The following is a 23267-nucleotide window of genomic DNA, read 5'->3' on the forward strand; positions in this document are numbered from 1 at the left end:
CGCGCGGGATCGAGAAATAGAGATAGCCCAGAAACAGGCCGGTGATCGAATAGGCAAAGACCCAGTGACCGGGCAGAAGCTGGTTCACCAATCCCTGACGCCCGCCAAGCAGGATGATCATGAAGCCGACGACCACACCCGGAAAGGCAAGCGGTAGGGTCAGGATCGACAGCAGCGTGTTGCGCCCGACAAAGCGGTTTCGCACCAGAAACAGGCCTGCCGTGGTCGAGATCGCCAGCGCCGCTGCCGTGACGGCCAGCGACACCACGACCGTCTGCACCAGTGTCGAGACATAGCGCGGGGTCTGGATGATCTTGAGGTAGATCGCCCAACCCGCCTCGCTCTCCCCCGAGGCAAGGATCAACCGTCCCAGCGGGATCGCCAGAAAGGCCAGCGTGAACACTGCCAGCGGCAGCAGGCAAAGCATTAGAAATTGTCGTTGGCCCATGACGGCTCCGATGCCAAAAAAGGGGGGCCGGGCAGATCTGCGCTCTGCCCGGTTCGAAAGGTCTCAGAGGGATTACTTGACTTCGTTCAGGTAACGCTCGCCAAATGCCGCCTGTGCGCGTTCCATCTCGGCGTAGTCCACCGCAACCGCACGCTCGTAATCCGAAGCGGGCAGGAACTTGTCGGCCACGTCCGCAGGCAGTTCGACCGGGCGTGCTGGCTGCAAATAGGCGTTGGTCCAGATCGCTTGACCTTCATCCGACAGGATGAAATCCAGCACGCGCTTGCCGGTTTCCGGGTTCGGGGCGTCGGCCACCAGGCTCATGACATAAGGCACGCGCACCGACCCTTCGCAGGGCAGCACGAACTCGAAATTGCCGTCTTCTTCGTATTTGCCGCGATAGGCGTTGAAGTCGTAGTCAAAGAGGATCGGGATTTCACCCGAAACCACGCGCGCGAACGAAGTCTGCTTGGGCACGATGGGATCGTTCTCGGCAACTGCGTTGAAGTATTCGATAGCGGGATCGAAGTTGCCCAGATCGCCGCCATTGGCCAGGTTCACCGCCACGGCACCGGCATAGCCGACAAAGGCGGACGAGGGATCGAGATAGCCCACCATGCCGCGGTACTCTGGCTTGGTCAGGTCAGCGAAACACTGCGGCACCTCGGCGCCGCCAAGCGCGTCGACGTTCACGAACAGGCCCAGCGTGCCATAGTGGATGGCGAACCATTTGCCTTCGGGGTCTTTCAGACCATCGGGGATATCCTCGAAACCTGCGGGTTTGTAGGGCTCGACGACGCCATCGTTGCCCGCCTTGATGCCGGTGGTGACGCCGTAATAGGCGACGTCGGCCACGGGGGCAGCGCGCTCGGCCAGAAGCTGGCTGAGGGTCTGGCCCGAGTTCTTGTTGTCGTGGGGCATTTGCACGTCAAGCTGCTCGTCGATGGCTTCGAGCATCGAGGCCCAGTCAGCCCATTGCGGCGGGCAGTTGTAGCAGATGGCGTCTTCGGCAAAGGCCGGAGCGGCGATCGCGGTTGCAAAAAGCGCTGAAATAACAGTATGTTTCATGGGTTCATCCTTGTTTGAGATCGGTCTTGAGCGAGTGAACAGACGGCGGCCGGGGGCGAACCTGGTCGTCGTCACGGCTTTCCGTGCGGGGGCGGCCAAGCGTCGCTCCTACACGAAAATCGAAGGGCAGGGGCGGGCGCTGCGCGCCTGGTCTTCCCTGCATCATATCCAGAAGCGTCTGTGCTGCCTGTCGGCCCATGGCGTCCGGCGCGGTTTCGATGGTGGCCAGCGGCACGTCCAGCAGCCGCCCGATCTCGATACCGTCAAACCCCACGACGGACAGGTCCCTCGGGACGCTCTCGCCCATCAGGCGCGCGGCTTTTTGTACCGCGATGGCCAGAAAATCGTTCGACGCAAAGATCGCGGTCAGCCCTTCCTGTGCGGCAAGGATCGCCGCCAGAAGCTCGGGCGTATTCGCCTCGGCCTCGTCCAGTTCGATCAGCGTCGGATCGAACATGTCGCGCGCACGGCATTCGGCGTGAAACCCGGCATAGCGGTTGCGCGACCGGTCCGAGGTAGAAAACCGAAGCGCCAGAAAGGCAGTGTGCCTATGGCCGTGGTCCGCAAACTGCCGCGCGACTTCGCGCGCCGCCTCGAAGTTGTCGACATGAGCGGTGAGAAAGCCGTCGATCGGGTCATGAAACATCAAGGACACCGGCAAACCACGCTGGCGCGCCTGCTTCAGCGCCGCACTGCGTTCGGGTGCCACCATCGTCAAGATCAGCCCGTCGACCTCTTTGGCGGCAAGCGTCGCGATGGCCTCGTTGTCGGCCTCGCCGTCATAGTTCGAACTGGCGATCAGTAGCTGGTATCCGGTGCCTTTCAACGTTTCCTGCACGCCCTGGACCGCTTCGGCAAAGACCGGATTGGCGAGCGATGGCACAAGGCAGCCGATGGTCATGCTGCGACCCCCTTGCAGTGCCCGTCCAAGGGCGCTGAACGAAAATCCAAGCTCGCGCGCCGCCATCTCGACGCGTTCGCGCACTTCTGCACTGGCGGGGCCGGATTTGTTCAGAACCCGGCTGGCCGTGGCTATCCCGCACCCCGCCTTGCGGGCGACATCCTTGATGGTAACTTTCTGTCTCCGGTCCATTCGTGTACTCCTTCCGACTTGGCGCAGTCGAATTGGAAACGTTTCCACAAGTGATACATGTGATTCACTACATGAATGTGACAGGCGATGTTCTTGGGAAAAAACGAACGCGCCTCAGTGTTAAGAACTCATCTTCTTAGACGACCGAGCTGAACGCATCTGATGTACCATGCTGCAAAACCCCGCGTGACCTTCGCGTCATTCATGATAATCGGCACGAAGGGCGGAAAGCTGCCGTTCTCCGCGGTTGCGAAGCCAGAGCCCCGCCTTAGCGGAAGCGGCCATTCAAGCCTTATCGGAGTTGAACCCACTTGCTGCGCTGGATGCCAAGGTCAGCGACGCGCAGGACGCCGATTTTACAAAGTTGCGTTTGGTTGCCGACACCCGACCTTCTGCGATCCACGACCAGGCAAAGCCCGCGTTTGACTATCCCGGAGCCAGCGGCGACTCGAAAGCGGAACAGAACGATATCGCCGGGTGCCGCATCGGCAACCCAGTCGAGAATAGACAGATCGAGCACATGGCGATCCTCCCTGTCAGTGAGAAAAAACGACACGACCTGACACGGGGCGGCGGGGGGTAGCGCCTAACGCCCGCTGAGGCACGATTTTGCATCCCAAAGAGAGATTCTGGGGCAGAATTTTTACGTCCGCACGGCACTGAATGCTCCATGCCCAGAACGGAGCACCTCGACGCGCCTATCATTCTGTGTTTGTACTGTGCGCAAGAAAACAGGGGGACTCTGTGGCGATGACTGACCACAAGAAAAATTGTGAGCGCAGTATCAGAACCGCACTGCGTAAGCGTCATCTACGCCATCATATTGCGCGGGAAGACGTTCTGATCATTGATGAACTTGGTCTCGCCCATGCGCAAAGCCGTATCGACTTGGCTGTTTTCAACGGCCACCTCCACGGTTATGAAATTAAGAGCGCTGGCGACACACTTGAGCGGCTGCCTCGCCAGCTTACGTTCTACACAGATGCTCTGCAAAAGCTTACCCTTGTACTTGCCACTCGCCATCTCGAAGCGGCAGAGGCTTGGGTTCCCGACTGGTGCGGATTGACGGAAGTCGTAGAGGGGCCGCGCGGTGGGATGAAGTTTGCTACGCGTCGGCGCGCGCGCGTCAATCAGAATTTAGATCCCTTTATGCTCGCGCATTTGCTTTGGCGCCCGGAGGCGCAAAACCTTCTACTTTCTCGGGGCGCATCTAAGGCGGAAGTAAATGCGCCCAGAAAGCATTTATACCGTTTGCTGGCAGACGAGATGTCGGTGAATGAACTGGCACCGGCCATCAAGACAGCTATGGCGGCCCGAACAAAGTGGCGAGGTCATCTGCAACTATCGTGATATGATGGTTGATCGCAACCCATTTCCATGTCGTGGAATTGCCGGTTCCAACTGCATGTGCAGCGCAGTCAGCGATATACTTATCTCCAAGTGAAAAGGTTGCGCCGCGAAACGCGAACTTAGGCTCGTTGATGATGGCACTTACGGTCTGCGCGAAACCGGACCTTCACGCCATCAGCGGCGAAGGTCCGGAGCGATGCTTGTGAGCAGGCCGTGCCTTATGCAGGCTGTAACCTGTGCCTCGTGTCTGTCAGCCGGCGATCGCCACACCGATTTTACCCATGTGCGACTTTTCTAGAAATGCCTTCTGCGCCGCGTGCAAGTCAGCCAAGGGATAGGTTTCGGCGACCACGGGCTTGATCTCGCCTGCTTCGATGTAGCTGACCAAATCAGTGAATACGCCTGGGTCTTGCCGGGTGCTCCCGATGAGGGTCAGGTCCTTGAGGTAGAGGGTCCGCAGATCAAGTTCGACGATCGGACCGGCAATCGCGCCAGACGTGACGTAGCGCCCCCGTGGCACCAAAGCATCCAGCAGTTCGGACCACCGCGGCCCCCCTACAAGGTCGAGCACGACGTCGAAGGCGTCATCGGGATAAGGCTCATTGCGGTCGATCACCGCATCCGCGCCGAGGGTTTTCAGCGCGTCCATTTTCGCCGGGCTGGTAGAGGCCGTGACATGGGCGCCGCGCCGCTTGGCCAGTTGCACCGCCGCCGATCCGACGCCGCCGGATGCGCCTGTGATGAGCACACGCTCGTCCCCCAATCCAGCGCGTTGGATCATGCCTTCGGCGGTGGAGAATGCGCAAGGGAAGGACGCGAGTTCGACATCCGAAAGCGGGCTTTCGATCCGTAGTGCGTTTTCCTCGCCCACGGTGGTGTATTCCGCGAAGCCGCCATTGCGCTCGGAGCCGAAGGTCACAAGCGCATCTGGTCCGGCACCGGTCGGACGGTACATCGGCCGCACCAGCACGCGCTGACCGATCCGCGCAGCGTCCACACCTTCACCGACCGCAACGATCTCTCCGCAGCAGTCCGCGCCCTGGATGCGCGGAAAGCTGAGCGCACCGGACCAGCCGCCGTCGGCATCAGACGCCCCCGCGTAGCCCTCGGTTGCGGCGGACCCTGTGTCGCCCCGCACAGCTTTCGAATACCAGCCGGTTCGGGTGTTGACGTCGGTATTGTTCACCGCCGATGCGCCCACACGGATCAAGACCTCGCCAGCGTCGGGTTGCGGAACCGGAACGTCGTCACACAGTTCAAGCTTGTCCAGCCCGCCATGGCCGGTGAGGCGTACAGCTTTCATCGTTTCAGGAAGCGTCATAGGGAAATCTCCGATGTAGAATGATTGCTCTACTTGCGTAGGTAGAGGGATCGTTCTACATCGTCAAGCATGACCGATATGATGAGCAAGATATCCGCAGGGCTTGAACGCGCCTTTGCCAATCGGGGCTTTGCCGAGCCTAGCGTCGAAGACCTGCGGGATGCTGCGGGTGTGAGCCTTCGCACGCTTTACAAATACACGCCGTCCCGGGCGGAAATGGTGCTTGCTGCGTTGGAGAACCGGCATCAGCGCTATCTCGCCCGCGTTTTTGATGACCTGCCAGAGGACCCGAGCGAGGCGCTTGATACGATACTGACCCGCGTTGGAAACTGGATGGCGACCGAGAGCGCGCATGGCTGCCTCTTTCATGCTGCAGTGGCCGCTGAACCGGGCAGTCAGCCGCTGCGCGAATTACTGGAACGTCACAAGGCAGAGGTCGCGGAAAGGGCCGCAGCGGCGACCGCGTTGAAGGGGGCCGATACCGCGCTGTTGTTGATCATCGAAGGGCTGACGCAAGCGTGGCCCCTGCATCATGAGGCCGCTCTGGATGCGGCCAAGCGATTAGGTCTGTCGCTGCTGCCACCGGATCATTGACGGCCCACAGCCGGATGTCGTGATGGTACCACGTTCCGGCCCGCTTGTGTTCTTGCGGGGGCTGCCCGTAGCTCTGGTGTAAACCTGCATGGCTGGCACCGCTGTGGTCGTGCGGCTGTTTTATTCTGCACAACAGATTGGCACATGCGTCCTTTCTGCTCGCTGTTTGGGCTAAGCGTGTCGTAAGCCGCTGGCGCACGAGGGATGCCGGATTGAAGTTGCACCGATGATCGCGGATCAAAATGCATGAATGCAGATCTGCGTATCCTGGTTGTAGAGCCAAATCCCGAACGCGTGCGTGACATCGTAGACGCACTGCGCGAAGCGGGTTGGTCTGACGTCAAGGCTTTGCTGCAGATGTCGGAGCTGAACCAGACGGTGAGGGAATTTTCACCGGACATCGTTCTTATCGACCTGACAAATCCGGACCGCGATACGCTTGAACATATCTCTCACGCGACCGAGACGACCAAGCGGGCGGTCGCGCTGTTTGTGGACCAGACGGATGAGAACCTGACGCAGGCGGCGCTGAATGCCGGGGTCAGCGCTTATGTGGTGGATGGTCTTCAGATGGACCGGATCAAACCCGTGCTGCAAACGGCCATCGCGCGCTTCAAAATGATGCGTCAATTCCACTTCGAACTGAACGCTGCCAAGCAAGCGCTGGAGGATCGCAAGACGATCGATCGCGCAAAGGGGATCTTGATGCGTCAACGCGGCATGTCCGAGGATGACGCCTATAAGCTGCTGCGCACCACCGCGATGAGCCAGAATCGCAAGGTCATCGATGTGGCACAAGCGTTGGTGACGGCAGCGGATCTGTTGTCATGAGCGAGGTTGTTCTGAACTGTGGCTATGTCCCGTTGGTTGATTGCGCCCCGCTGGTCATCGCGAAAGAGCTGGGATTTGCTGCCGAGCAGGGTCTCGCGCTTAATCTTTTGCGTCAGCCTTCGTGGTCGGCGCTGCGCGATATGCTGGCACTGGGGCATCTGGATGCCGCGCATATGCTGTCGCCAATGCCGGTGGCCATGTCCATCGGGATGGGCGGATTGCCCGCGCGGGTAGATGCGCTGATGGTCTTATCCGTGAACGGCACGGTGTTCGGCGTCTCTAACGCTGTTGCTTCCGCATTGGAGGAGGTGCGCTTTGGGGACACGACTGCATTGCTGTCGGGGCTCAGCGCGCGCGGTGCCAAACCGCTGCGTGTGGGTATCCCCTTCCACTATTCCATGCACCGGCTGCTGCTGTCCTATTGGGCCGCGCAAGCGCCCGACCTGCAGATCGAGGAAGTCACCGTGCCGCCGATGCGTATGGCGGATGCAGTCTCGGACGGGTTTGTCGACGCCTTTTGGGTGGGCGAGCCCTGGGGCGGTGTGGCCGTGCAGAATAATGTTGCCAAGCTGATGATGGCGGGCCGCGATGTCTGGCAGTTCGCGCCGGAGAAGGTGCTTGCCGCGCGACATGAGTGGGCCTCGCAGAACGAGGACAGCGTGCGTCGTCTGATGCGGGCGGTATACCAAGCGTCGGCCTGGCTTGATGCGCCGGGAAACAAACCGCTGGCGGTCGAGATTTTGGGGCGCAGTGAACACCTGAGCATGTCGCCCGATTTGATCGATCCGGCGCTGACCGGGCATATCGTCCCCCGAACGGGGGCTTCTCCGGTCACGGTGGACCGGTTCTTGCAGTTCCACAGCCATGCCGCCTCTTTCCCGTGGCGCAGTCAGGCGGCGTGGATCGCGCATCACCTAGGTGCCGACGCCGCGGGAATCGAGAAAGCCAAAACCTGTTTTCGCGCCGATCTTTTCCGCCAGAATCTGTCTGATATCGGCGCTGATATGCCCCAATCCTCCGAGAAAACCGAAGGGGCGATGATGTTTCCAACATCTGTAGCATCTGCACGGGGAGAGATGATTCTTTCGCCCGACGCCTTTTTTGACGGCAGAACGTTTGATTTCACCGCAGCTGTGCGATGAATTCTTAAGCGGCTTCTGCATGGGCCTCTGAAAAGCTGCCGCAATGCAGAAAATTCGTTGCGTGAAGCTGCGTCTATGAGCCACCCTTGATGCCAAGGGACAACGTTGTCCGACCTATACCGCTGACCAATGCTGGTCGCACATCACTCAGAGCAATGCCGCTCGTACGGAGCACGGATTTCTTCCCCGTGAACCATACGTGCGGCTTTTTTCGTTTCTGCCCTTCGGGGCCATGAAAGGACATGACCCATGAAAAATACATTCGCACTCCTGCTCGCCTCGACAAGTCTGCTGGCGACGGCGGCGTCGGCCGAAATGCTGGCGCTCGAGAAAGAGGAGCTGACCTTTGGCTTTATCAAGCTGACCGATATGGCACCTTTGGCCGTGGCCTACGAGCTGGGATACTTTGAGGACGAGGGGCTTTTTGTCAGGCTTGAGGCGCAGGCCAACTGGAAAGTGCTGCTGGACGGCGTGATCGACGGCCAACTGGACGGCGCGCATATGCTGGCGGGCCAACCGCTGGCGGCAACGATCGGCTATGGCACCAAAGCGCATATCATCACGCCCTTCTCGATGGACCTGAACGGCAATGCGATCACCGTTTCCAATGACATCTGGGACGAGATGAAGCCGAACGTGCCCACGATGGACGATGGTCGGCCGCAGCATCCCATTAGCGCCAGTGCTTTGGCTCCGGTGGTCGAAGGCTACAAGGACCGCGGCGAGCCGTTCAATATGGGCATGGTCTTTCCCGTTTCGACCCACAACTACGAGATCCGGTACTGGCTTGCGGCGGGCGGACTGAAGCCCGGCTACTATAGCGCGCAAGATATTTCCGGTCAGATTGATGCGGATGTGCTGCTGTCTGTGACGCCGCCACCGCAGATGCCTGCCACAATGGAAGCGGGGACGATATCGGGCTACGCCGTGGGTGAGCCTTGGAACCAGCAGGCGGTTTTCAAAGGGATCGGCGTGCCGGTGATCACCGACTACGACATGTGGAAAAACAACCCCGAGAAGGTCTTTGGCATTACCGCCGAATTTGCCGAGGAAAACCCCAACACCGCGCTTGCATTGACCAAGGCGCTGATCCGCGCGGCAATGTGGCTTGATGCCAACGACAACGCCAACCGCGAGGAAGCGGTAGAGATGTTGTCGCGCTCTGAATATGTGGGCGCGGATGCGGATGTGATCGCCAACTCCATGACCGGCTTTTTCGAGTTCGAGAAAGGGGATGTGCGCCCCGCCCCCGATTTCAACGTCTTCTTCCGCTACAATGCGACCTATCCGTTCTATTCAGACGCGATCTGGTATCTGACCCAGATGCGTCGCTGGGGCCAGATCGACGAGACAAAGCCGGATGAATGGTATTTCGAGACGGCTGCAGACGTGTACCGCCCGGACATCTACTTACAGGCCGCAAGGCTGCTGGTGGACGAGGGTATGGCCGACGAAGCGGCGTTTCCTTGGGATAGCGACGGCTTCAAAGCACCGACACCGGCTGCCGATATCATCGACGGGATCAGCTACGACGGACGCGCGCCGAACGCCTATATCGACAGCCTGCCCATCGGTCTGAAGTCCGGCCAAACGGTCATCGACAGCAAGGTCGAAGGCTAAACCCCGCCCCCTCCGTTTTGCCACACCGCAAAGCGGAGGGGGGAGGGAGCCACTTTCATCAAAAGCAGCAATTGGACAGCCGATATGACCGCGATTGACACAAACACACTCGATATCGAAGCCCGCCGCGCGCGGCGCTTTGCCCGGATCAACAAGGCCGACGCATGGTTCAGCGTCTTTGGCCTGTCTTGGATGACACCGATCCTTAAGGCCGCCGCGGGGGATAATCCGCGCGCGCAGGCGGGCGAGATCTGGCGGCTTCTGGGCGTGCCGCTCTTGGCGATTGCGATCTTCCTGACCCTCTGGGCAAGCTTGGCCCCCAAGGTTCAAACCTCGCTCGGGGCTGTGCCCGGCCCTGCCCAAGTCTGGGAGCAGGTGGGCGAGTTGCATCAGGACGCCATCCGCGAGGGCGAACGCGAGGCCGCGTTCTATGAGCGGCAAGAGGCGCGCAACGCCAAACATATCGCAAGTGGCAATGCAGATCGTGTGCGTGATCGCGCATACACAGGCAAGCCAACCTACTACGACCAGATCTGGACCTCGATCAAAACGGTGCTTTTCGGTTTTCTCATTGCGTCGATCGTTGCGATCCCATTGGGCATCGCTGCGGGCTTGTCTGTAACGGCGAATGCGGCGCTGAACCCGCTGATACAGATCTTCAAACCGGTCTCGCCACTGGCATGGCTGCCCATCGTGACCATGATCGTGTCAGCCGTCTATAGCACCAATGACGGTATGTTCTCCAAGTCGTTCCTCATCTCGGCGATCACTGTTACGCTCTGTTCGCTCTGGCCCACGCTGATCAATACATCCCTTGGCGTCGCCAGCATCGACAAGGATCTTGTCAGCGTCAGTCGCGTGCTGAAAATGAATACCTACACCAAGATCACCAAACTGGTGCTGCCCTCGGCGCTGCCATTGATCTTTACCGGGCTGCGGCTGTCGCTTGGTGTGGGCTGGATGGTTTTGATCGCGGCAGAAATGCTGGCGCAGAACCCCGGGCTTGGAAAGTTCGTCTGGGATGAATTCCAGAACGGTAGCTCGCAAAGTCTGGCGCGGATCATGGTCGCGGTGCTGACCATCGGCATCATCGGCTTCCTTCTGGACCGTGTGATGTATGCGCTCCAGTCCATGTTCACCTTCTCGAATAACCGGTGATCGATATGGGTATCTTGAACTTCAACAATGTCACCAAAACCTATGGCACCCAACCCGTTCTCAAGGACATCTCCCTTGAGGTTGCCGAAGGTGAATTCGTCGTCATCCTCGGGTTTTCGGGCACCGGCAAGACCACGTTGATCAATCTGATGGCGGGGCTAGAGCAGCCGACCTCGGGCAGCGTGACCTACAAGGGAAAGCCCATCACCGAACCGGGCCGCGAACGCGGTGTGATCTTTCAGAACTATTCTCTGATGCCGTGGCTGACCGTGCAGGGCAATGTCAGGCTTGCTGTCGATACGATGTTCCCTGATCTCTCCAAACTCGAACGGGCGGCCAAGGTCGATCACTATGTCAACATGGTGGGCCTGTCCCATGCGGCCACGCGCCGCCCTGCTGAATTGTCCGGTGGGATGCGCCAGCGGGTCAATGTGGCACGCGCCCTGGCGATGGACCCCGAAATGCTGCTGCTGGATGAGCCGCTGTCGGCGCTCGACGCCCTGACCCGCGCCAATCTGGCGGACGAGATCGAGGCGATCTGGGACGAAGACAAGAAAACCTGCGTCCTGATCACCAATGACGTAGATGAAGCGATCATTCTGGCGGATCGGATCATCGCCCTTAATCCGGACGGCACGCTGGGGGACGCATTCAAAGTCGACATTCCGCGCCCCCGCGACCGGATTGCGATGAACAATGACGCGGCATTCAAGGCGCTGCGCGGGCAGGTCACGACCTATCTGATGGACATCGGCATCGCCGCGAAAGTCGAAGAAACGCGTATGCTGCCCAATGTCACGCCGATCCATTCAGTGCCCGCGGCAGTCTCCAAGGCGCAGGAAGGTGCGATCCAGGAAAAATTCCTGAATTTCTCGCAGCTCGACAAGGTGTATCCGACGCCGAAAGGGCCGCTGACCGTGGTCGAGAACTTTGATCTCAAGATCAACAGGGGCGAATTTATCTCGCTGATCGGGCATTCGGGCTGCGGTAAATCCACTGTGCTGACGATGGCTGCGGGGCTGAACCCGATCTCGAAAGGTGCGATCCGTCTGGACGGGTGGAACGTCCAAGGTGCAGACCCCGAACGCGCCGTCGTGTTCCAGTCGCCCAATCTGTTCCCGTGGCTCTCGGCCAAGGAGAACGTCGCCATTGGTGTCGACAAGGTCTATCCCCGCGCGTCGCAGGCGGAACGTCAGGATGTGGTGGAATACTACCTCGAACGTGTCGGGCTGGCAGACAGTATGGACAAGAATGCCGCCAGCCTGTCGAACGGGATGAAACAGCGCGTCGGCATCGCCCGTGCCTTTGCCCTATCGCCCAAACTGCTGCTGCTGGATGAACCGTTCGGCATGCTCGACAGTCTGACCCGCTGGGAACTGCAGGAAGTGCTGATGGAAGTCTGGTCGCGCACCAAGGTGACGGCGATCTGCGTGACCCATGATGTGGACGAGGCGATCCTGCTGGCCGACCGCGTGGTGATGATGACCAACGGACCCCAAGCCACCATCGGCAAGATCACCGACGTAAACCTGCCGCGTCCACGCACCCGCAAGGCGCTGCTCGAACACCCCGACTATTACAGCTACCGGCAAGAAGTGCTCGATTTCCTCGAGGAATACGAACACGGCAATGCGCCGAAATCACCTGCCTCGGGCGGGACACCGAAACCCAAAGCAATCGCGGCGGAGTGAGACCATGAAACAGAAACTTGTCGTTATCGGTGCCGGTATGGCCTCCGGTCGGGTGCTGGAGCACCTTCTGGAACAGGACCGCGAAACCTATGACATCACCCTTTTCAACGCAGAGGCACGGGGCAACTACAACCGCATCATGCTGTCCCCGGTCCTGTCGGGAGAGAAGACCTATGCTGACATCGTGACCCATGATGCTGGATGGTACGCCGAAAATGACATCACCTGCCGTTTTGGCGAAAAGGTGCTGGAAATAGACCGCGCAGCAAAGACGGTCACGGGCGAGAATGGCACAGTGTCCTATGACAAGCTGCTTCTGGGCACCGGATCGAACCCCTTTATGATCCCCTTGCCGGGTCACGATCTGGACGGCGTCATCGCCTACCGCGATCTGGAAGACACCGAACGGATGATGGGGTTGGGCGAAGGCAGTAAATGCGTCGTGATCGGCGGCGGGCTGCTGGGGTTGGAGGCGGCGGCAGGCATGGCGGCCCGCGGCGTCGACGTGACCGTTGTGCACATCATGGGGCATTTGATGGAGCGGCAATTGGACGAGGCCGCAGGATATCTGCTGCGCCGCGCCCTGACGGATAAGGGCATCACCGTCAAATGCGCCGCAAACTCCAAGGAGATCTTGGGCGAGAACGGAAAGGTCCGCGCCCTGCTGCTGGATGACGGGACGGAACTGCCCTGCGATTTGCTGGTCATGGCCGTGGGCATCCGCCCCAACGTGGCCCTCGGGCAGGGCGCAGGCTTGGCCGTTGGAAAGGGCATCCATGTGGATGACCAGATGGTGACCTCCGACGTCGATGTGCTGGCTGTCGGGGAATGCGTGGAACATAATGGCGCGCTGTTCGGTCTGGTGGCACCGCTGTACGATCAGGCAAAAGTGGCGGCGCAGACCCTGCTGGGGCAGTCATCGACCTTTGTCCCGAAAGAGCTGTCGACCAAGCTCAAGGTGACGGGCTGCGATCTGTTCAGTGCGGGCGATTTTGCCGATGGCGAGGGGCGCGAGGATATCGTCTTTCGCGATCCGGCGCGGGGTGTCTATCGCCGTCTGGTGATCAAGAACAACGTGGTTATCGGGGCGGTGATGTATGGCGACACCGCCGACAGCAACTGGTTCTTTGGCCTGATACGCGACAAGACCGACATCGCCGACATCCGCGATACGCTGATTTTCGGCCCGGCCTACCAAGGGGGGACCCCCCTGGACCCTTTAGCAGCTGTTGCAGCCTTACCGCGTGACGCGGAGATCTGTGGCTGCAACGGTATCTGCAAAGGACAAATTGAAGACGCCATCGCGGCGGGCGCCTCTGATCTGGGCGCGATCAAAGCGACGACCAAGGCCAGCGCATCCTGCGGGACGTGCACCGGGCTGGTCGAACAGGTATTGGCGGTCACGCTGGGGGATGATTTCGTCTTGCCTGCCGCGGCGTCGATCTGCGGCTGCACCGATATGACCCACGAAGACGTGCGGCGGATGATCAAGTCGCAGCGACTGACCTCGATGCCGGCGGTCTGGCAGGAATGCGGGTGGAAGACGCCCGACGGCTGCCACGTCTGCCGTCCCGCGTTGAACTTCTATCTGCTTGCCGATTGGCCGCTGGAATATCGCGACGATCCGCAATCACGTTTCATCAACGAACGCAAACACGCCAACATCCAGAAGGACGGCACCTACAGCGTCGTGCCGCGCATGTGGGGTGGGATCACCACGCCGGACGAACTGCGTGCCATTGCCGATGCGGCGGATAAATACATGGTGCCGACGGTCAAGGTCACCGGCGGGCAGCGGATCGACCTATTGGGCGTAAAAAGCGAGGATCTGCCCGACATCTGGGCCGATCTGAACGCGGCCGGCATGGTGTCGGGACATGCCTATTCCAAAGGGCTGCGCACGGTCAAAACCTGTGTCGGCACGGATCATTGCCGCTTTGGCACCCAGGACAGCACGGGTCTGGGCATCCAGCTTGAGAAAGAGCTCTGGGGGGCCTGGACGCCGCATAAGCTGAAACTCGGGGTGTCGGGCTGCCCGCGCAATTGCGCCGAAGCGACCTGCAAGGACATCGGGGTCATCTGTGTCGACAGCGGATACCAGATCAGCATCGGCGGGGCGGCCGGTATGGACGTCAGGGAAACCGAATTGCTGATCCAGGTGCCGACCGAGCAAGAGGCGATCAATGTGATCAAGGCGGTGACCCAGCTGTATCGCGAGAATGCCAAATACCTCGATCGCATCTACAAATGGATGGCCAAGGTCGGTCTGGACTGGATCAAGGAACGGGTTGCTGCCGAAGGCGACGCTTTGGTTGATCGCTTCGAACTGAGCCAGACGATTTACCGCAAAGACCCGTGGGCCGAACACGTGACCCAGCAGGCCGAGCGCTACAAACCCCTTGCAACCCTGTCACTGGAGGCTGCGGAATGACCAGCTGGATCGATATCGCAGCACTTGATGATGTGCCACAGCGCGGTGCGCGTATGATCAAGACCACGCTTGGCTGTGTCGCGGTGTTCCGCACCGCTGAGGATGAGGTCTTTGCGCTTGATAATGCCTGTCCGCACAAGGCGGGGCCGCTGGCCGAAGGCATCGTGCATGGCAAATCCGTAACTTGCCCGCTGCACAACTGGGTATTCTCGCTAGAGACCGGAGAGGCGCAGGGCGCGGACGCGGGCCGCGTCGCGACCTATCCGGCGCGGGTGGAAAGCGGGCGCATCCTGCTGGACCGGACGTTCCTGCAAGCGCGGAGCGCCGCATGACCCTCACGCGCACCACTTGCCCTTATTGCGGTGTAGGTTGCGGGGTGCTGGCGGCCGCCGATGGTACAATCAAGGGGGATCCGGATCATCCGGCCAACTTCGGGCGGCTCTGCTCCAAAGGTGCTGCCTTGGGGGAAACCATTGATCTGGACGGGCGGCTTTTGCATCCGCAGATCAACGGGGTGCGGGCAGACTGGGATGCGGCGCTGGATATGGTGGCGCAGAAATTCAGCGATGCCATCGCGCAGCATGGGCCGGAAAGCGTCGCCTTCTACGCCTCGGGCCAGATGCTGATCGAAGACTATTATGTCGCCAACAAGCTGATGAAAGGGTTCATCGGGGCGGCCAATATCGACACGAATTCACGTTTGTGCATGGCGTCCTCTGTCGCGGGGCACAAGCGTGCCTTCGGCACCGATACCGTTCCCGGCACCTATGAAGATCTGGAGCAAGCCGATCTGGTTGTGCTTGTCGGGTCCAATCTGGCGTGGTGCCATCCGGTCCTGCACCAGCGTATTGCCGCCGCAAAACAGGCCCGCCCCCATATGCGGATCGTCAATGTCGATCCGCGTCGTACGGCGACCACCGATCTAGCGGATGTGCATCTGAGGATCGCTCCCGACGGGGATGTTGCCTTGTTCAATGGGTTGCTGGCGTATCTGGCAGAGACCGGAAAACTCGACACGGCCTATACGGAAAACCATGTGAACGGGCTGGACGCGGCGCTGGCGGCGGCACAGGCCAGTGATCCGGCGGACAGCGGGTTGAACGCTCGGGAATTGGCCGATTTCTATGCGCTTTGGGCAAACACGCCCAAAGTCGTCACCGCGTACTCCCAAGGCGTCAACCAATCGGTCTGTGGCACGGATAAGGTAAACGCGATCCTGAATTGCCATCTTGCCACAGGGCGCATCGGCAAGGCGGGGATGGGCCCGTTCTCATTGACCGGCCAGCCCAATGCCATGGGGGGGCGCGAAGTGGGCGGTCTGGCCAATATGCTGGCAAACCACCTAGAGATCGGGAATGAAGCGCACCGCAGCGCGGTGCAGAGTTTCTGGCAAAGCCCGACGATCTGCACAAAACCGGGACTGAAGGCTGTCGATCTGTTCGAGGCCTGTGCCAACGGGCGGATCAAGGCACTGTGGGTGATCTCGACCAACCCCGCGGTGTCGTTGCCCGATGCCGATGGCGTGGCGGCGGCAATTGCAAATGTGCCCTTTGTTGTTGCGTCTGACATCATGGAGAAGACGGATACCAACGCTTTGGCTGACGTCCTGCTACCCGCCACCGGTTGGGGTGAAAAAGACGGCACCGTGACCAATTCCGAACGGCGCATTTCGCGCCAGCGCGCCTTTCTGCCCGCCCCCGCTGAGGCGCGGCCCGACTGGAAGATCATCAGCGACGTGGCCAAGCGTATGGGGTTTTCGGGTGCCTTTTCCTATGGCTCATCCGCGGATGTCTTTGCCGAATATGTCGCGCTTGATCAGGCCGCTTCGGCCTTCCCGCGCGATCTTGATCTGAGCATTTTTGCCGATGCGGATTACGCGAAAATGGTGCCGACCCAATGGCCACGAAACGGGGCGCGTTTCTTTGCGGACGGGCAATATTATCACCCTGACGGCAAGGCGCAGATGGTTGCCGTGACATCGCCTGTGTCGCTGAATTCACGCTTTACGCTCAATACCGGACGGAACCGCGACCAGTGGCACACGATGACGCGCACGGGCAAATCAGCGCGGCTTGGGGCACATCTGGCCGAACCTTATGTAGAGATGAACCCAGTTGATGCCGCCGCATTGGGGGCGCTCCCCGGGGCGTTGATCGCGCTGCAAAACAGCCGTGGTCGCGTTTTGATGCGGGCGTTGATCACCCCGCGCGTCGCCCAAGGTGCGTTGTTCGCGCCAATGCACTGGACACGTCAGCGCAGCACCGCGGGGACGGTCAATAGCGTCATGACGCCGCTGACCGATCCGATTTCAGGTCAACCCGCCTTGAAGGCCAGCGCTGTCACTGCCGAGGTTTTCAAGGCGAAATGGTACGGCTTTCTGGCAAGCATCGCGGAACCCGCCACGCGCACCACCTATGCCGCCGTGGCCCGCACCAATACCGGCTGGCAGGCAGAGCTGGCGGGCAGCAAAAGCCCCGAGGATTGGGAGGCAGAGGCCCGCCTTCTGACGGGGCAGGCGGAGGGTGATCTCTCGCTCCAGTCCGACGCGGCAACCGGTGGCGTCCGGATTGCGATAACCCAAGGTGGGCGGATCACCGGGCTGCTTTTCGTATCCCCCAATCCGGTGGTCGTCTCGCGCAGTGCGATTATCGCGCTGATCGGGACGGACACATCGGCGTTGGCGGCGCTCGCCGGGCGCAATGCCGCTGACCGGCCGGACCCGGGTGCTACGGTCTGTGCCTGTTTTGATGTGGGGCGCAACACCTTGCTGGCCGCGATCGCCGGCGGGGCCTCTACCGTCGCGGCCTTGGGCGACGCCACCTGTGCGGGGACAAACTGCGGGTCGTGCAAACCCGAACTCGCCGCCTTGCTGGATCAGACCTTGCAACGGATGGCCGCAGAATGAGCCTGGCCCCCTATGTCCGGATCGTCGCGCGCGGCAAGGGGCGTGCCCGCGCGATGACCTTGGCCGAAGCTCAGGACGCCATGGCGCTGATCTTACGCGGTGATGCTGCCCCCGAAGCGGTCGGCGCGCTGTTGATGGTCATGCGTCTGCGCGGCGAAACCCCCGAAGAGATTGCCGGTTTCACCGCCGCATTGCGCGCGCACGTGGTGGGCAAACTGCCCAAAGCGGATCTGGACTGGCCGTCCTACGCCGCAGGTCGCAGCCGGGGGGTGCCGCTGTTCCTGCTTGCTGCGCGGCTGGTGGGGCAGGCCGGTTACAGCATTTCGATGCACGGGTGGAATTCGCATCAATCGGCCAATGCATCGGTGCGCGAGGTGATCGATCTTGCCGGGCCGCAGGTGGCCTATACCCCGCTAGAAACCCTAAGCCCTGCGGCTTTCAGCATCTTGAACCTGCGCGATACACTTGGCCTCAGGTCGTGCTTCAATACGGTATTGCGGATGTGGAACCCGTCCGAGGCCCCGGCGACGGTGCAAGGCGTGTTCCACCCGTCCTACCGCAGCCTGCAGGCCCAAGCCGCGCAGCTATTGGACCAGCAGGATCTGAGCATCATCAAAGGGGGCGGCGGCGAATTCGAGCGTCATCCCTCCAAGGACATCGCCCTGTTCGGCCTGCGCGACGGGGCGCATATCCAGCAGACCGCCGCGCCAATCCTGGATGACACCCGGCGTTTGCATGAAACAGGCGATATCATCGACCTGCATGGCCTGTGGCAAGGGCGCGTGGACGACCCTTTCGCAATCGCCACGGTGACCGGCACTGCGGCGCTTGCGCTGTGGACGCTGAAGGCGTCTCGGACGCTTTCTCAAGCCGACCAAATGGCGCGCAGCCTTTGGGACCAGCGACACCAGCCAAAGGAGCAATCCGCATGAAGACATTTCCAATGTTCCTGCAAATGGCGGGCCGCCGCGTCGTGATCATGGGCGGGGGCGAACAGGCCGCCCAGAAGGCGCGACTGATCCTGAAAACCGAAGCGACGGTCGAGATCTGCGCCGCCACATTCGATGCCGAACTGTCGGACCTTGCTGCATCGGGCCGTGTCACACTTCACGACGGTCCAATCACCCCGCACAGCTTTTCAGACACCGCGCTGGCCTTTATCGCCACTGGCTGCCCTGGTGCGGACATGGCGCTGCATGTTTTGGCCAAAGAGGCCGGGGCGGTTGTGAACGTCGTCGACCAGCCACAGCTTTGCGATGCGATCACGCCTTCGATCGTGGACCGTGATCCGGTGGTCGTGGCCATCGGCACCGAGGGGACAGCCCCGGTGCTGGCCCGCCAGATCAAGACGAAAGTAGAGGAAATGCTGGAGCCGCGGCTGGGGGATTTTGCTGCTCTTGCGGGCCGGTTGCGGGGGAAAGCGTCTGCGCGCCTTGATCCGCGCGCGCGTCGCGATCTGTGGCGTTGGGTCTTCAACGACAGCCCGCGCTGGATGTTTGCCGCCGGTGCCGAACGCGCGGCGGCCAAGCGTATCAAGTCGGCCATCGAAACGGGCGACTTCGGCACCGCTGCGGGCGGCAGCGTCAGCCTTGTTGGCGCAGGACCGGGGGCGAAGGATCTGATCACCCTGCGCGGCGTGCAGCGCCTGCAAGAAGCCGATGTGATCTATTATGACCGGTTGCTTGACCCTGAAATCCTTGAATTGGCCCGTCGTGACGCCGAGCGCATTTACGTTGGGAAGGCTCCGGGCTGTCACAGCTGGCCGCAAGAGAAAATCACACAGACCCTTGTGATGGCTGCCAAACGCGGCCAGCGCGTCGTGCGCCTGAAATGTGGTGATCCGGGGGTGTTCGGGCGCAGCACTGAAGAAGTCGATGCGCTGAAAGCCAGCGGTATCGCTTTCGAGATCATTCCCGGCGTCACCGCGGCCTGCGCCGCGGCCGCGAGCATCGGTGAAAGCCTGACGGATCGGGGCACGATCGACACCGTGGTGCTGACGACCGGCCATCGCCAAGATGGATATACGGTGCCTGAACCGATCAAGGACATCAGACCCGGCACATGTGTGGCGCTTTACATGGCCGTGGGGGCGGCGCCACAGATTGTGGATCACCTAAAGACAGCGCATCCGGGGGTTCAGTTCGACCTGCAAATCGCCGTGAAAGCGCAGCGCAAGGATCAGAAGATTTTGCGCTGCTCCCTTCAAGATCTGGAAGCGACGCTGAGCGTCAATAAGGTCGCAGGCGAGGCCATGCTGTTCATCCGGTGGCCTCGGGAGGCACAACAGGCTCATATGCCCTTGGCGCAAAGCGCAGTGGGGCGCGTCGTATCGATGGTGCAAGACTGAACTTACATGCAGATCCCCGCGGGGATGTTGCGGAATTGACTTATCCGAGTAAATTTGTCAGAAAATGGTTTCAGAACTCTGGAGCTGTCTCAGCGCGTCGTCATGTCATCCGCCCCTCTATCAAAATCCTATGTGCCACAGGTTTTTGTCCCTCGTATGGAGGCGCAGACTCGGAACCTGCGCACGATCAAGCCCTTACGGTTTCGGCCCTTGTCGGGGGCTATCGCAGATGTCTGGCATGTCGACGGGGACCAAGGGGGCGGCGGGTATTACACCGCGCCGGATCCGCGCCTTGTGGTCTTTCTGGATGACACCCCGCCGCTGATCGCGCTTCGAACGGGCGAGGGGGCGACGGCCCAATTCGGAACGCGCGCATTCTTTGTACCGGCAGGCACCCCGTTGTGGAGCAAGCTGGGCAAGGCCCAAAGGCTCAGCCATATTGATTTCCATTTCGACGCAGCTGCATTGCAGACACGGCTTGGTGCGATCGGTGTATCAGATCTGCCCCGCCGCGTGATGTTTGCGCCGGAGGATAGCGTGCTGCTGACCCTTGGCCGTCTTGCGGCCAGCGAAGTGGAGACCCCTCAACGTGGGACGATGGTCTTGGAAGGCCTGCTGCAATCGCTTTTGGGCGCAGTGATGGAGCCGCTGTCGCAAAACGCCCTGCCTGCGTCCGGCGGGCTGTCGCCTCAGCATATGACGGCGGTTCGGCAGTACATGGCGCAGAATATCTTTCGCCCCGTCGGGGTGGGCGAATTGGCCGATTTGGCGGGGCTCTCCGAAAGCTGGTTCAGCCGCGCGTTCAAGCAAACCTCGGGTCTGTCGCCGCAACGCTGGATAGCTGAATGCCGCGTCGTCGCCGCTAAGGAGATGATGGCCGACCCCGGACGCCCCCTTGCCGACATCGCCGCGGCAACCGGTTTTTCCGATCAGGCCCATCTGTCACGGGTCTTTCGCCGGTCTGTCGGGGTGCCGCCATCGCAGTGGCGACGCGATATTCAGTGACACGTTTACAGCGGATTGGGACAAATGACGGCGGATGCGTTCAAGACGTCGCCTTATAGCTGAGTTAAATACTCGGAAAAATAAACAGCGGGACGTATATCCATGAAGTTCACCTTTTTCTTGATGCTGGGGACCAGCGCGCTGGCCCTGTCTGCCGGTGTGGCGACGGCGCAGGACGCCGTTGATCTGGGCGAGATCATTATCCAGTCCGAAGAAGACCCGACCGGCCCGGTGGTGGGCTATGCCGCGGGTACCACGGCGTCGACCAAAAGCGGGCGGTCCTTGCTGGAAACGCCGTCCTCCGTCACGGTGGTCACCACCGACCAGATCGAGGATACGGCCGCCAACAATCTTTCAGAGGCGCTTGGCTATGCGGCGGGTGTCGTGACCGAAGCCTATGGGGCGGACCCGCGGTTTGATTCAATTTCGGTCCGCGGGGCTGACCTGCAAAACCAGATCTACCTCAACGGGTTGCAATTCAGCCGCTCTACGCGCCCGAACTATGGCGCGCCCTCGCTTGATCTTTACGGCATGGAACGGGTGGAGCTTCTGCGCGGCCCAAATTCGGTGCTATACGGGGCAGGGTCGCCCGCCGGGCTGGTGAACCTCATCCAGAAACGCGCGCAATCTGATGGCGACACGACCGAGCTGGGCCTGCATGCGGATGGCAACGGGTCCTATTATGTCTTTGGTGATGCCAACCGCGTGGTCGATGACCGCTTTGCCTATCGCATCGTCGGCAAGGCGGGCAATCGTGTTTTGGGGATCGATGAATACGACAACCCCGGGGCCTATCTGGGCTTTGCCGCGAAATACCAGGCGACCGATGCAACGACGGTAGAATTCCTGCTGTCCTATCAGGATGACGACCCGGATTCCCCCTCGGGCGTGCCCAACGGGCTGGTCGGCACCCGTTCCGATGAAGATTTGCGCGACTTCTACTTTGGCAATGACGCATTGAAATACGGCGACCGCAAGGTGCTTAATCTGGGCGCGCAGGTCACCCACACGTTCGATAATGGCTGGCGGCTGGTCAGCAACACCGGCGTGACGAAATTCGACTGGTCCTATTCCAACCTTTCTGTCGGCGGCGTGACCGGCACCGATGTGGCGCGCACACAGCTGTTGCAAGACGAAGATGTGACGTCTTATGCCACGGACCTGCGGCTTGAAGGCTCGGCGCTGACCGGCGATGTGCTGCATAATCTCGCCTTTGGTATCAATGCCAGCCGGTTCGAAGAAACTGCGCTCAGCGTGTTTTACTATGGTCAGGACAGCATTGATTTTGCCGCGCCAGACTACAGCCCGATCACGCCGGTGCGCGACGGGGCAAGCTGGTATGCGAACAAGAATGTGACCGTGGAACAGGTCGGCATCTACGCCAGCGACGAAATCGAATATGGCCATTGGCGCGCGGGTCTGGCCTTGCGCCATGATCGCAACAAATCCGAGGGGCAGTCCAACACGCTATACACCGTTCCGGGCTCTGGCGGCACGCCCGGCACCGTTGATCTGACACGCGACGACAGCGCCACCACCGGTCAGGCAAGCCTTGGCTATGTCTGGGACAATGGCGTGTCGGCCTATCTGTCCTATGGCACCTCGTTCCAAAGCTTTGCAGAGCCGGGCGATACGGGCACAGCGCTTGACCCGACCACGGGCGAGCAATGGGAAGTTGGCGCGAAATACCTGCCCGCCACCCTTGATGCCTATTTGTCGGCTTCGGTCTATCAGCTCGAGGAAAAGAACCGCCCCGTCTATGTGCAGAATGGGGCCGGGGTGCGGGCCTATGATCAGGTCGGCAAATCCCGCATCCGCGGACTAGAGCTGGAAGGCCGTGCCAATCTGGCCGACGGCTGGAGCGTGACGGGCGGCTATTCCTATACCGACAGCGAGATCATCGGCGGTGACAACAATGGCAACGAACTGGGGCTGACCCCGAAACATACCTTCAAGCTGTGGGCATCAAAAGAGATACAGGGCGGACCGCTTGCCGGGCTGACCGTGGGCGCAGGCGCGCGGTTCATCGGGGAACGCTATGCGTTCAACGCAAATGCCAATCAGCTCGACTCTGTGACGCTGCTGGATGCGGCCATGTCCTATGACTTTGATGACGGCACAGAGCTGCAGGTCAATGTGACCAACCTGACAGACGAGGCCTATGTCTCGTCGGTGGGCTATTTCTCGACGTACTATGGCGACGGGCGCACGATCTCTGCGACGCTGTCCAAGAAGTGGTAAAGCGCCTCGCCCTCACGCGCCG

Annotated in this window: 19 protein-coding genes and 1 pseudogene; 15 read left to right on the forward strand and 5 right to left on the reverse strand. The window is 60.7% G+C overall.

What is annotated here, in order from left to right:
- From B3849_RS01615 to B3849_RS01625, 3 genes and pseudogenes are all read right to left on the reverse strand, one after another.
- Positions 1–448 (reverse strand): annotated as a pseudogene (locus B3849_RS01615) (ABC transporter permease); the annotation flags it as partial.
- Between the two features lie 72 nt (positions 449–520).
- Complete coding sequence (locus B3849_RS01620; protein ID WP_278425432.1) at positions 521–1516, reverse strand: ABC transporter substrate-binding protein; 996 nt, start codon at positions 1514–1516, stop codon at positions 521–523.
- Between the two features lie 4 nt (positions 1517–1520).
- Positions 1521–2609: a LacI family DNA-binding transcriptional regulator gene (locus B3849_RS01625; RefSeq protein ID WP_278425431.1), complete on the reverse strand. Its 1089-nt coding sequence runs from the start codon at positions 2607–2609 to the stop codon at positions 1521–1523.
- A gap of 301 nt (positions 2610–2910) precedes the next feature.
- Here B3849_RS01625 and B3849_RS01630 point away from each other — a divergent pair, with 301 nt between their 5' ends.
- Together B3849_RS01630 and B3849_RS01635 are read left to right on the forward strand one after the other, a co-directional pair.
- Positions 2911–3192 (forward strand): hypothetical protein, encoded by a 282-nt coding sequence (locus B3849_RS01630; RefSeq protein ID WP_278425430.1) that lies wholly within the window; start codon positions 2911–2913, stop codon positions 3190–3192.
- A 167-nt stretch (positions 3193–3359) separates the two neighbouring features.
- Positions 3360–3959, forward strand: a complete 600-nt coding sequence (locus B3849_RS01635) for a sce7726 family protein (protein ID WP_278425445.1) — start codon at positions 3360–3362, stop codon at positions 3957–3959.
- Here the strand turns inward: B3849_RS01635 and B3849_RS17640 are convergent.
- A complete protein-coding gene (locus B3849_RS17640) occupies positions 3913–4095 on the reverse strand; it encodes a beta family protein (protein WP_414718007.1) in 183 nt (60 codons plus the stop codon). The two genes, B3849_RS01635 and B3849_RS17640, sit on opposite strands and share 47 nt — an antisense overlap.
- Before the next feature lie 114 nt (positions 4096–4209).
- Positions 4210–5280: an alcohol dehydrogenase family protein gene (locus B3849_RS01640; RefSeq protein WP_278425429.1), complete on the reverse strand. Its 1071-nt coding sequence runs from the start codon at positions 5278–5280 to the stop codon at positions 4210–4212.
- Between the two features lie 81 nt (positions 5281–5361).
- On the opposite strand from B3849_RS01640, the gene B3849_RS01645 reads away from it, so the two are divergent.
- From B3849_RS01645 to B3849_RS01705, 13 genes are all read left to right on the forward strand, one after another.
- Positions 5362–5874 carry a TetR/AcrR family transcriptional regulator gene (locus B3849_RS01645; protein ID WP_278425428.1) on the forward strand — a complete coding sequence of 171 codons (513 nt, stop codon included), beginning with the start codon at positions 5362–5364 and terminating at the stop codon, positions 5872–5874.
- 246 nt (positions 5875–6120) lie between these two features.
- The gene (locus B3849_RS01650; protein ID WP_009825827.1) at positions 6121–6705 is read left to right on the forward strand and encodes an ANTAR domain-containing response regulator; all 585 of its coding nucleotides are present in this window, start codon (positions 6121–6123) and stop codon (positions 6703–6705) included.
- Positions 6702–7847, forward strand: a complete 1146-nt coding sequence (locus tag B3849_RS01655) for an ABC transporter substrate-binding protein (RefSeq protein WP_286779730.1) — start codon at positions 6702–6704, stop codon at positions 7845–7847. The genes B3849_RS01650 and B3849_RS01655 overlap by 4 nt, the downstream gene beginning before the upstream one ends.
- Positions 7848–8096: 249 nt before the next feature.
- Complete coding sequence (locus tag B3849_RS01660) at positions 8097–9467, forward strand: CmpA/NrtA family ABC transporter substrate-binding protein (protein WP_286779731.1); 1371 nt, start codon at positions 8097–8099, stop codon at positions 9465–9467.
- Positions 9468–9551: 84 nt separating this feature from the next.
- Complete coding sequence (locus B3849_RS01665; RefSeq protein WP_005850988.1) at positions 9552–10625, forward strand: ABC transporter permease; 1074 nt, start codon at positions 9552–9554, stop codon at positions 10623–10625.
- 5 nt (positions 10626–10630) lie between these two features.
- Positions 10631–12316 (forward strand): ABC transporter ATP-binding protein, encoded by a 1686-nt coding sequence (locus B3849_RS01670; RefSeq protein WP_206338402.1) that lies wholly within the window; start codon positions 10631–10633, stop codon positions 12314–12316.
- A gap of 4 nt (positions 12317–12320) precedes the next feature.
- Positions 12321–14747: a nitrite reductase large subunit NirB gene (nirB, locus tag B3849_RS01675; protein ID WP_278425422.1), complete on the forward strand. Its 2427-nt coding sequence runs from the start codon at positions 12321–12323 to the stop codon at positions 14745–14747.
- The gene (nirD, locus tag B3849_RS01680; RefSeq protein ID WP_037964691.1) at positions 14744–15079 is read left to right on the forward strand and encodes a nitrite reductase small subunit NirD; all 336 of its coding nucleotides are present in this window, start codon (positions 14744–14746) and stop codon (positions 15077–15079) included. The genes nirB and nirD overlap by 4 nt, the downstream gene beginning before the upstream one ends.
- Complete coding sequence (locus B3849_RS01685; RefSeq protein WP_278425421.1) at positions 15076–17652, forward strand: nitrate reductase; 2577 nt, start codon at positions 15076–15078, stop codon at positions 17650–17652. Before nirD ends, B3849_RS01685 begins: the two co-directional genes overlap by 4 nt.
- On the forward strand, positions 17649–18584 hold the full coding sequence (locus tag B3849_RS01690; protein ID WP_278425420.1) for a glycosyl transferase family protein: 936 nt from the start codon (positions 17649–17651) through the stop codon (positions 18582–18584). Before B3849_RS01685 ends, B3849_RS01690 begins: the two co-directional genes overlap by 4 nt.
- The gene (gene cysG, locus B3849_RS01695; protein ID WP_278425419.1) at positions 18581–19999 is read left to right on the forward strand and encodes a siroheme synthase CysG; all 1419 of its coding nucleotides are present in this window, start codon (positions 18581–18583) and stop codon (positions 19997–19999) included. The genes B3849_RS01690 and cysG overlap by 4 nt, the downstream gene beginning before the upstream one ends.
- A 210-nt stretch (positions 20000–20209) precedes the next feature.
- A complete protein-coding gene (locus B3849_RS01700) occupies positions 20210–21004 on the forward strand; it encodes a helix-turn-helix domain-containing protein (protein WP_286779732.1) in 795 nt (264 codons plus the stop codon).
- A 102-nt stretch (positions 21005–21106) separates the two neighbouring features.
- On the forward strand, positions 21107–23245 hold the full coding sequence (locus B3849_RS01705; RefSeq protein WP_278425418.1) for a TonB-dependent siderophore receptor: 2139 nt from the start codon (positions 21107–21109) through the stop codon (positions 23243–23245).
- Positions 23246–23267 lie beyond the last annotated feature (22 nt).

This window comes from Sulfitobacter sp. UBA4523 (assembly GCF_002388305.1).
GTDB classification, from domain to species: Bacteria; Pseudomonadota; Alphaproteobacteria; order Rhodobacterales; family Rhodobacteraceae; genus Sulfitobacter; species Sulfitobacter pontiacus.

Bases quoted from the DNA above. Each gene is read 5' to 3' on its own strand.
- B3849_RS01620 (WP_278425432.1), bottom strand. From the start codon at position 1,516: ATGAAACATACTGTTATTTCAGCGCTTTTTGCAACCGCGATCGCCGCT.
- B3849_RS01625 (WP_278425431.1), bottom strand. From the start codon at position 2,609: ATGGACCGGAGACAGAAAGTTACCATCAAGGATGTCGCCCGCAAGGCG.
- B3849_RS01635 (WP_278425445.1), top strand. From the start codon at position 3,360: ATGACTGACCACAAGAAAAATTGTGAGCGCAGTATCAGAACCGCACTG.
- B3849_RS01640 (WP_278425429.1), bottom strand. From the start codon at position 5,280: ATGACGCTTCCTGAAACGATGAAAGCTGTACGCCTCACCGGCCATGGC.
- B3849_RS01645 (WP_278425428.1), top strand. From the start codon at position 5,362: ATGAGCAAGATATCCGCAGGGCTTGAACGCGCCTTTGCCAATCGGGGC.
- B3849_RS01650 (WP_009825827.1), top strand. From the start codon at position 6,121: ATGAATGCAGATCTGCGTATCCTGGTTGTAGAGCCAAATCCCGAACGC.
- B3849_RS01655 (WP_286779730.1), top strand. From the start codon at position 6,702: ATGAGCGAGGTTGTTCTGAACTGTGGCTATGTCCCGTTGGTTGATTGC.
- B3849_RS01660 (WP_286779731.1), top strand. From the start codon at position 8,097: ATGAAAAATACATTCGCACTCCTGCTCGCCTCGACAAGTCTGCTGGCG.
- B3849_RS01665 (WP_005850988.1), top strand. From the start codon at position 9,552: ATGACCGCGATTGACACAAACACACTCGATATCGAAGCCCGCCGCGCG.
- B3849_RS01670 (WP_206338402.1), top strand. From the start codon at position 10,631: ATGGGTATCTTGAACTTCAACAATGTCACCAAAACCTATGGCACCCAA.
- nirB (WP_278425422.1), top strand. From the start codon at position 12,321: ATGAAACAGAAACTTGTCGTTATCGGTGCCGGTATGGCCTCCGGTCGG.
- nirD (WP_037964691.1), top strand. From the start codon at position 14,744: ATGACCAGCTGGATCGATATCGCAGCACTTGATGATGTGCCACAGCGC.
- B3849_RS01685 (WP_278425421.1), top strand. From the start codon at position 15,076: ATGACCCTCACGCGCACCACTTGCCCTTATTGCGGTGTAGGTTGCGGG.
- B3849_RS01690 (WP_278425420.1), top strand. From the start codon at position 17,649: ATGAGCCTGGCCCCCTATGTCCGGATCGTCGCGCGCGGCAAGGGGCGT.
- cysG (WP_278425419.1), top strand. From the start codon at position 18,581: ATGAAGACATTTCCAATGTTCCTGCAAATGGCGGGCCGCCGCGTCGTG.
- B3849_RS01705 (WP_278425418.1), top strand. From the start codon at position 21,107: ATGAAGTTCACCTTTTTCTTGATGCTGGGGACCAGCGCGCTGGCCCTG.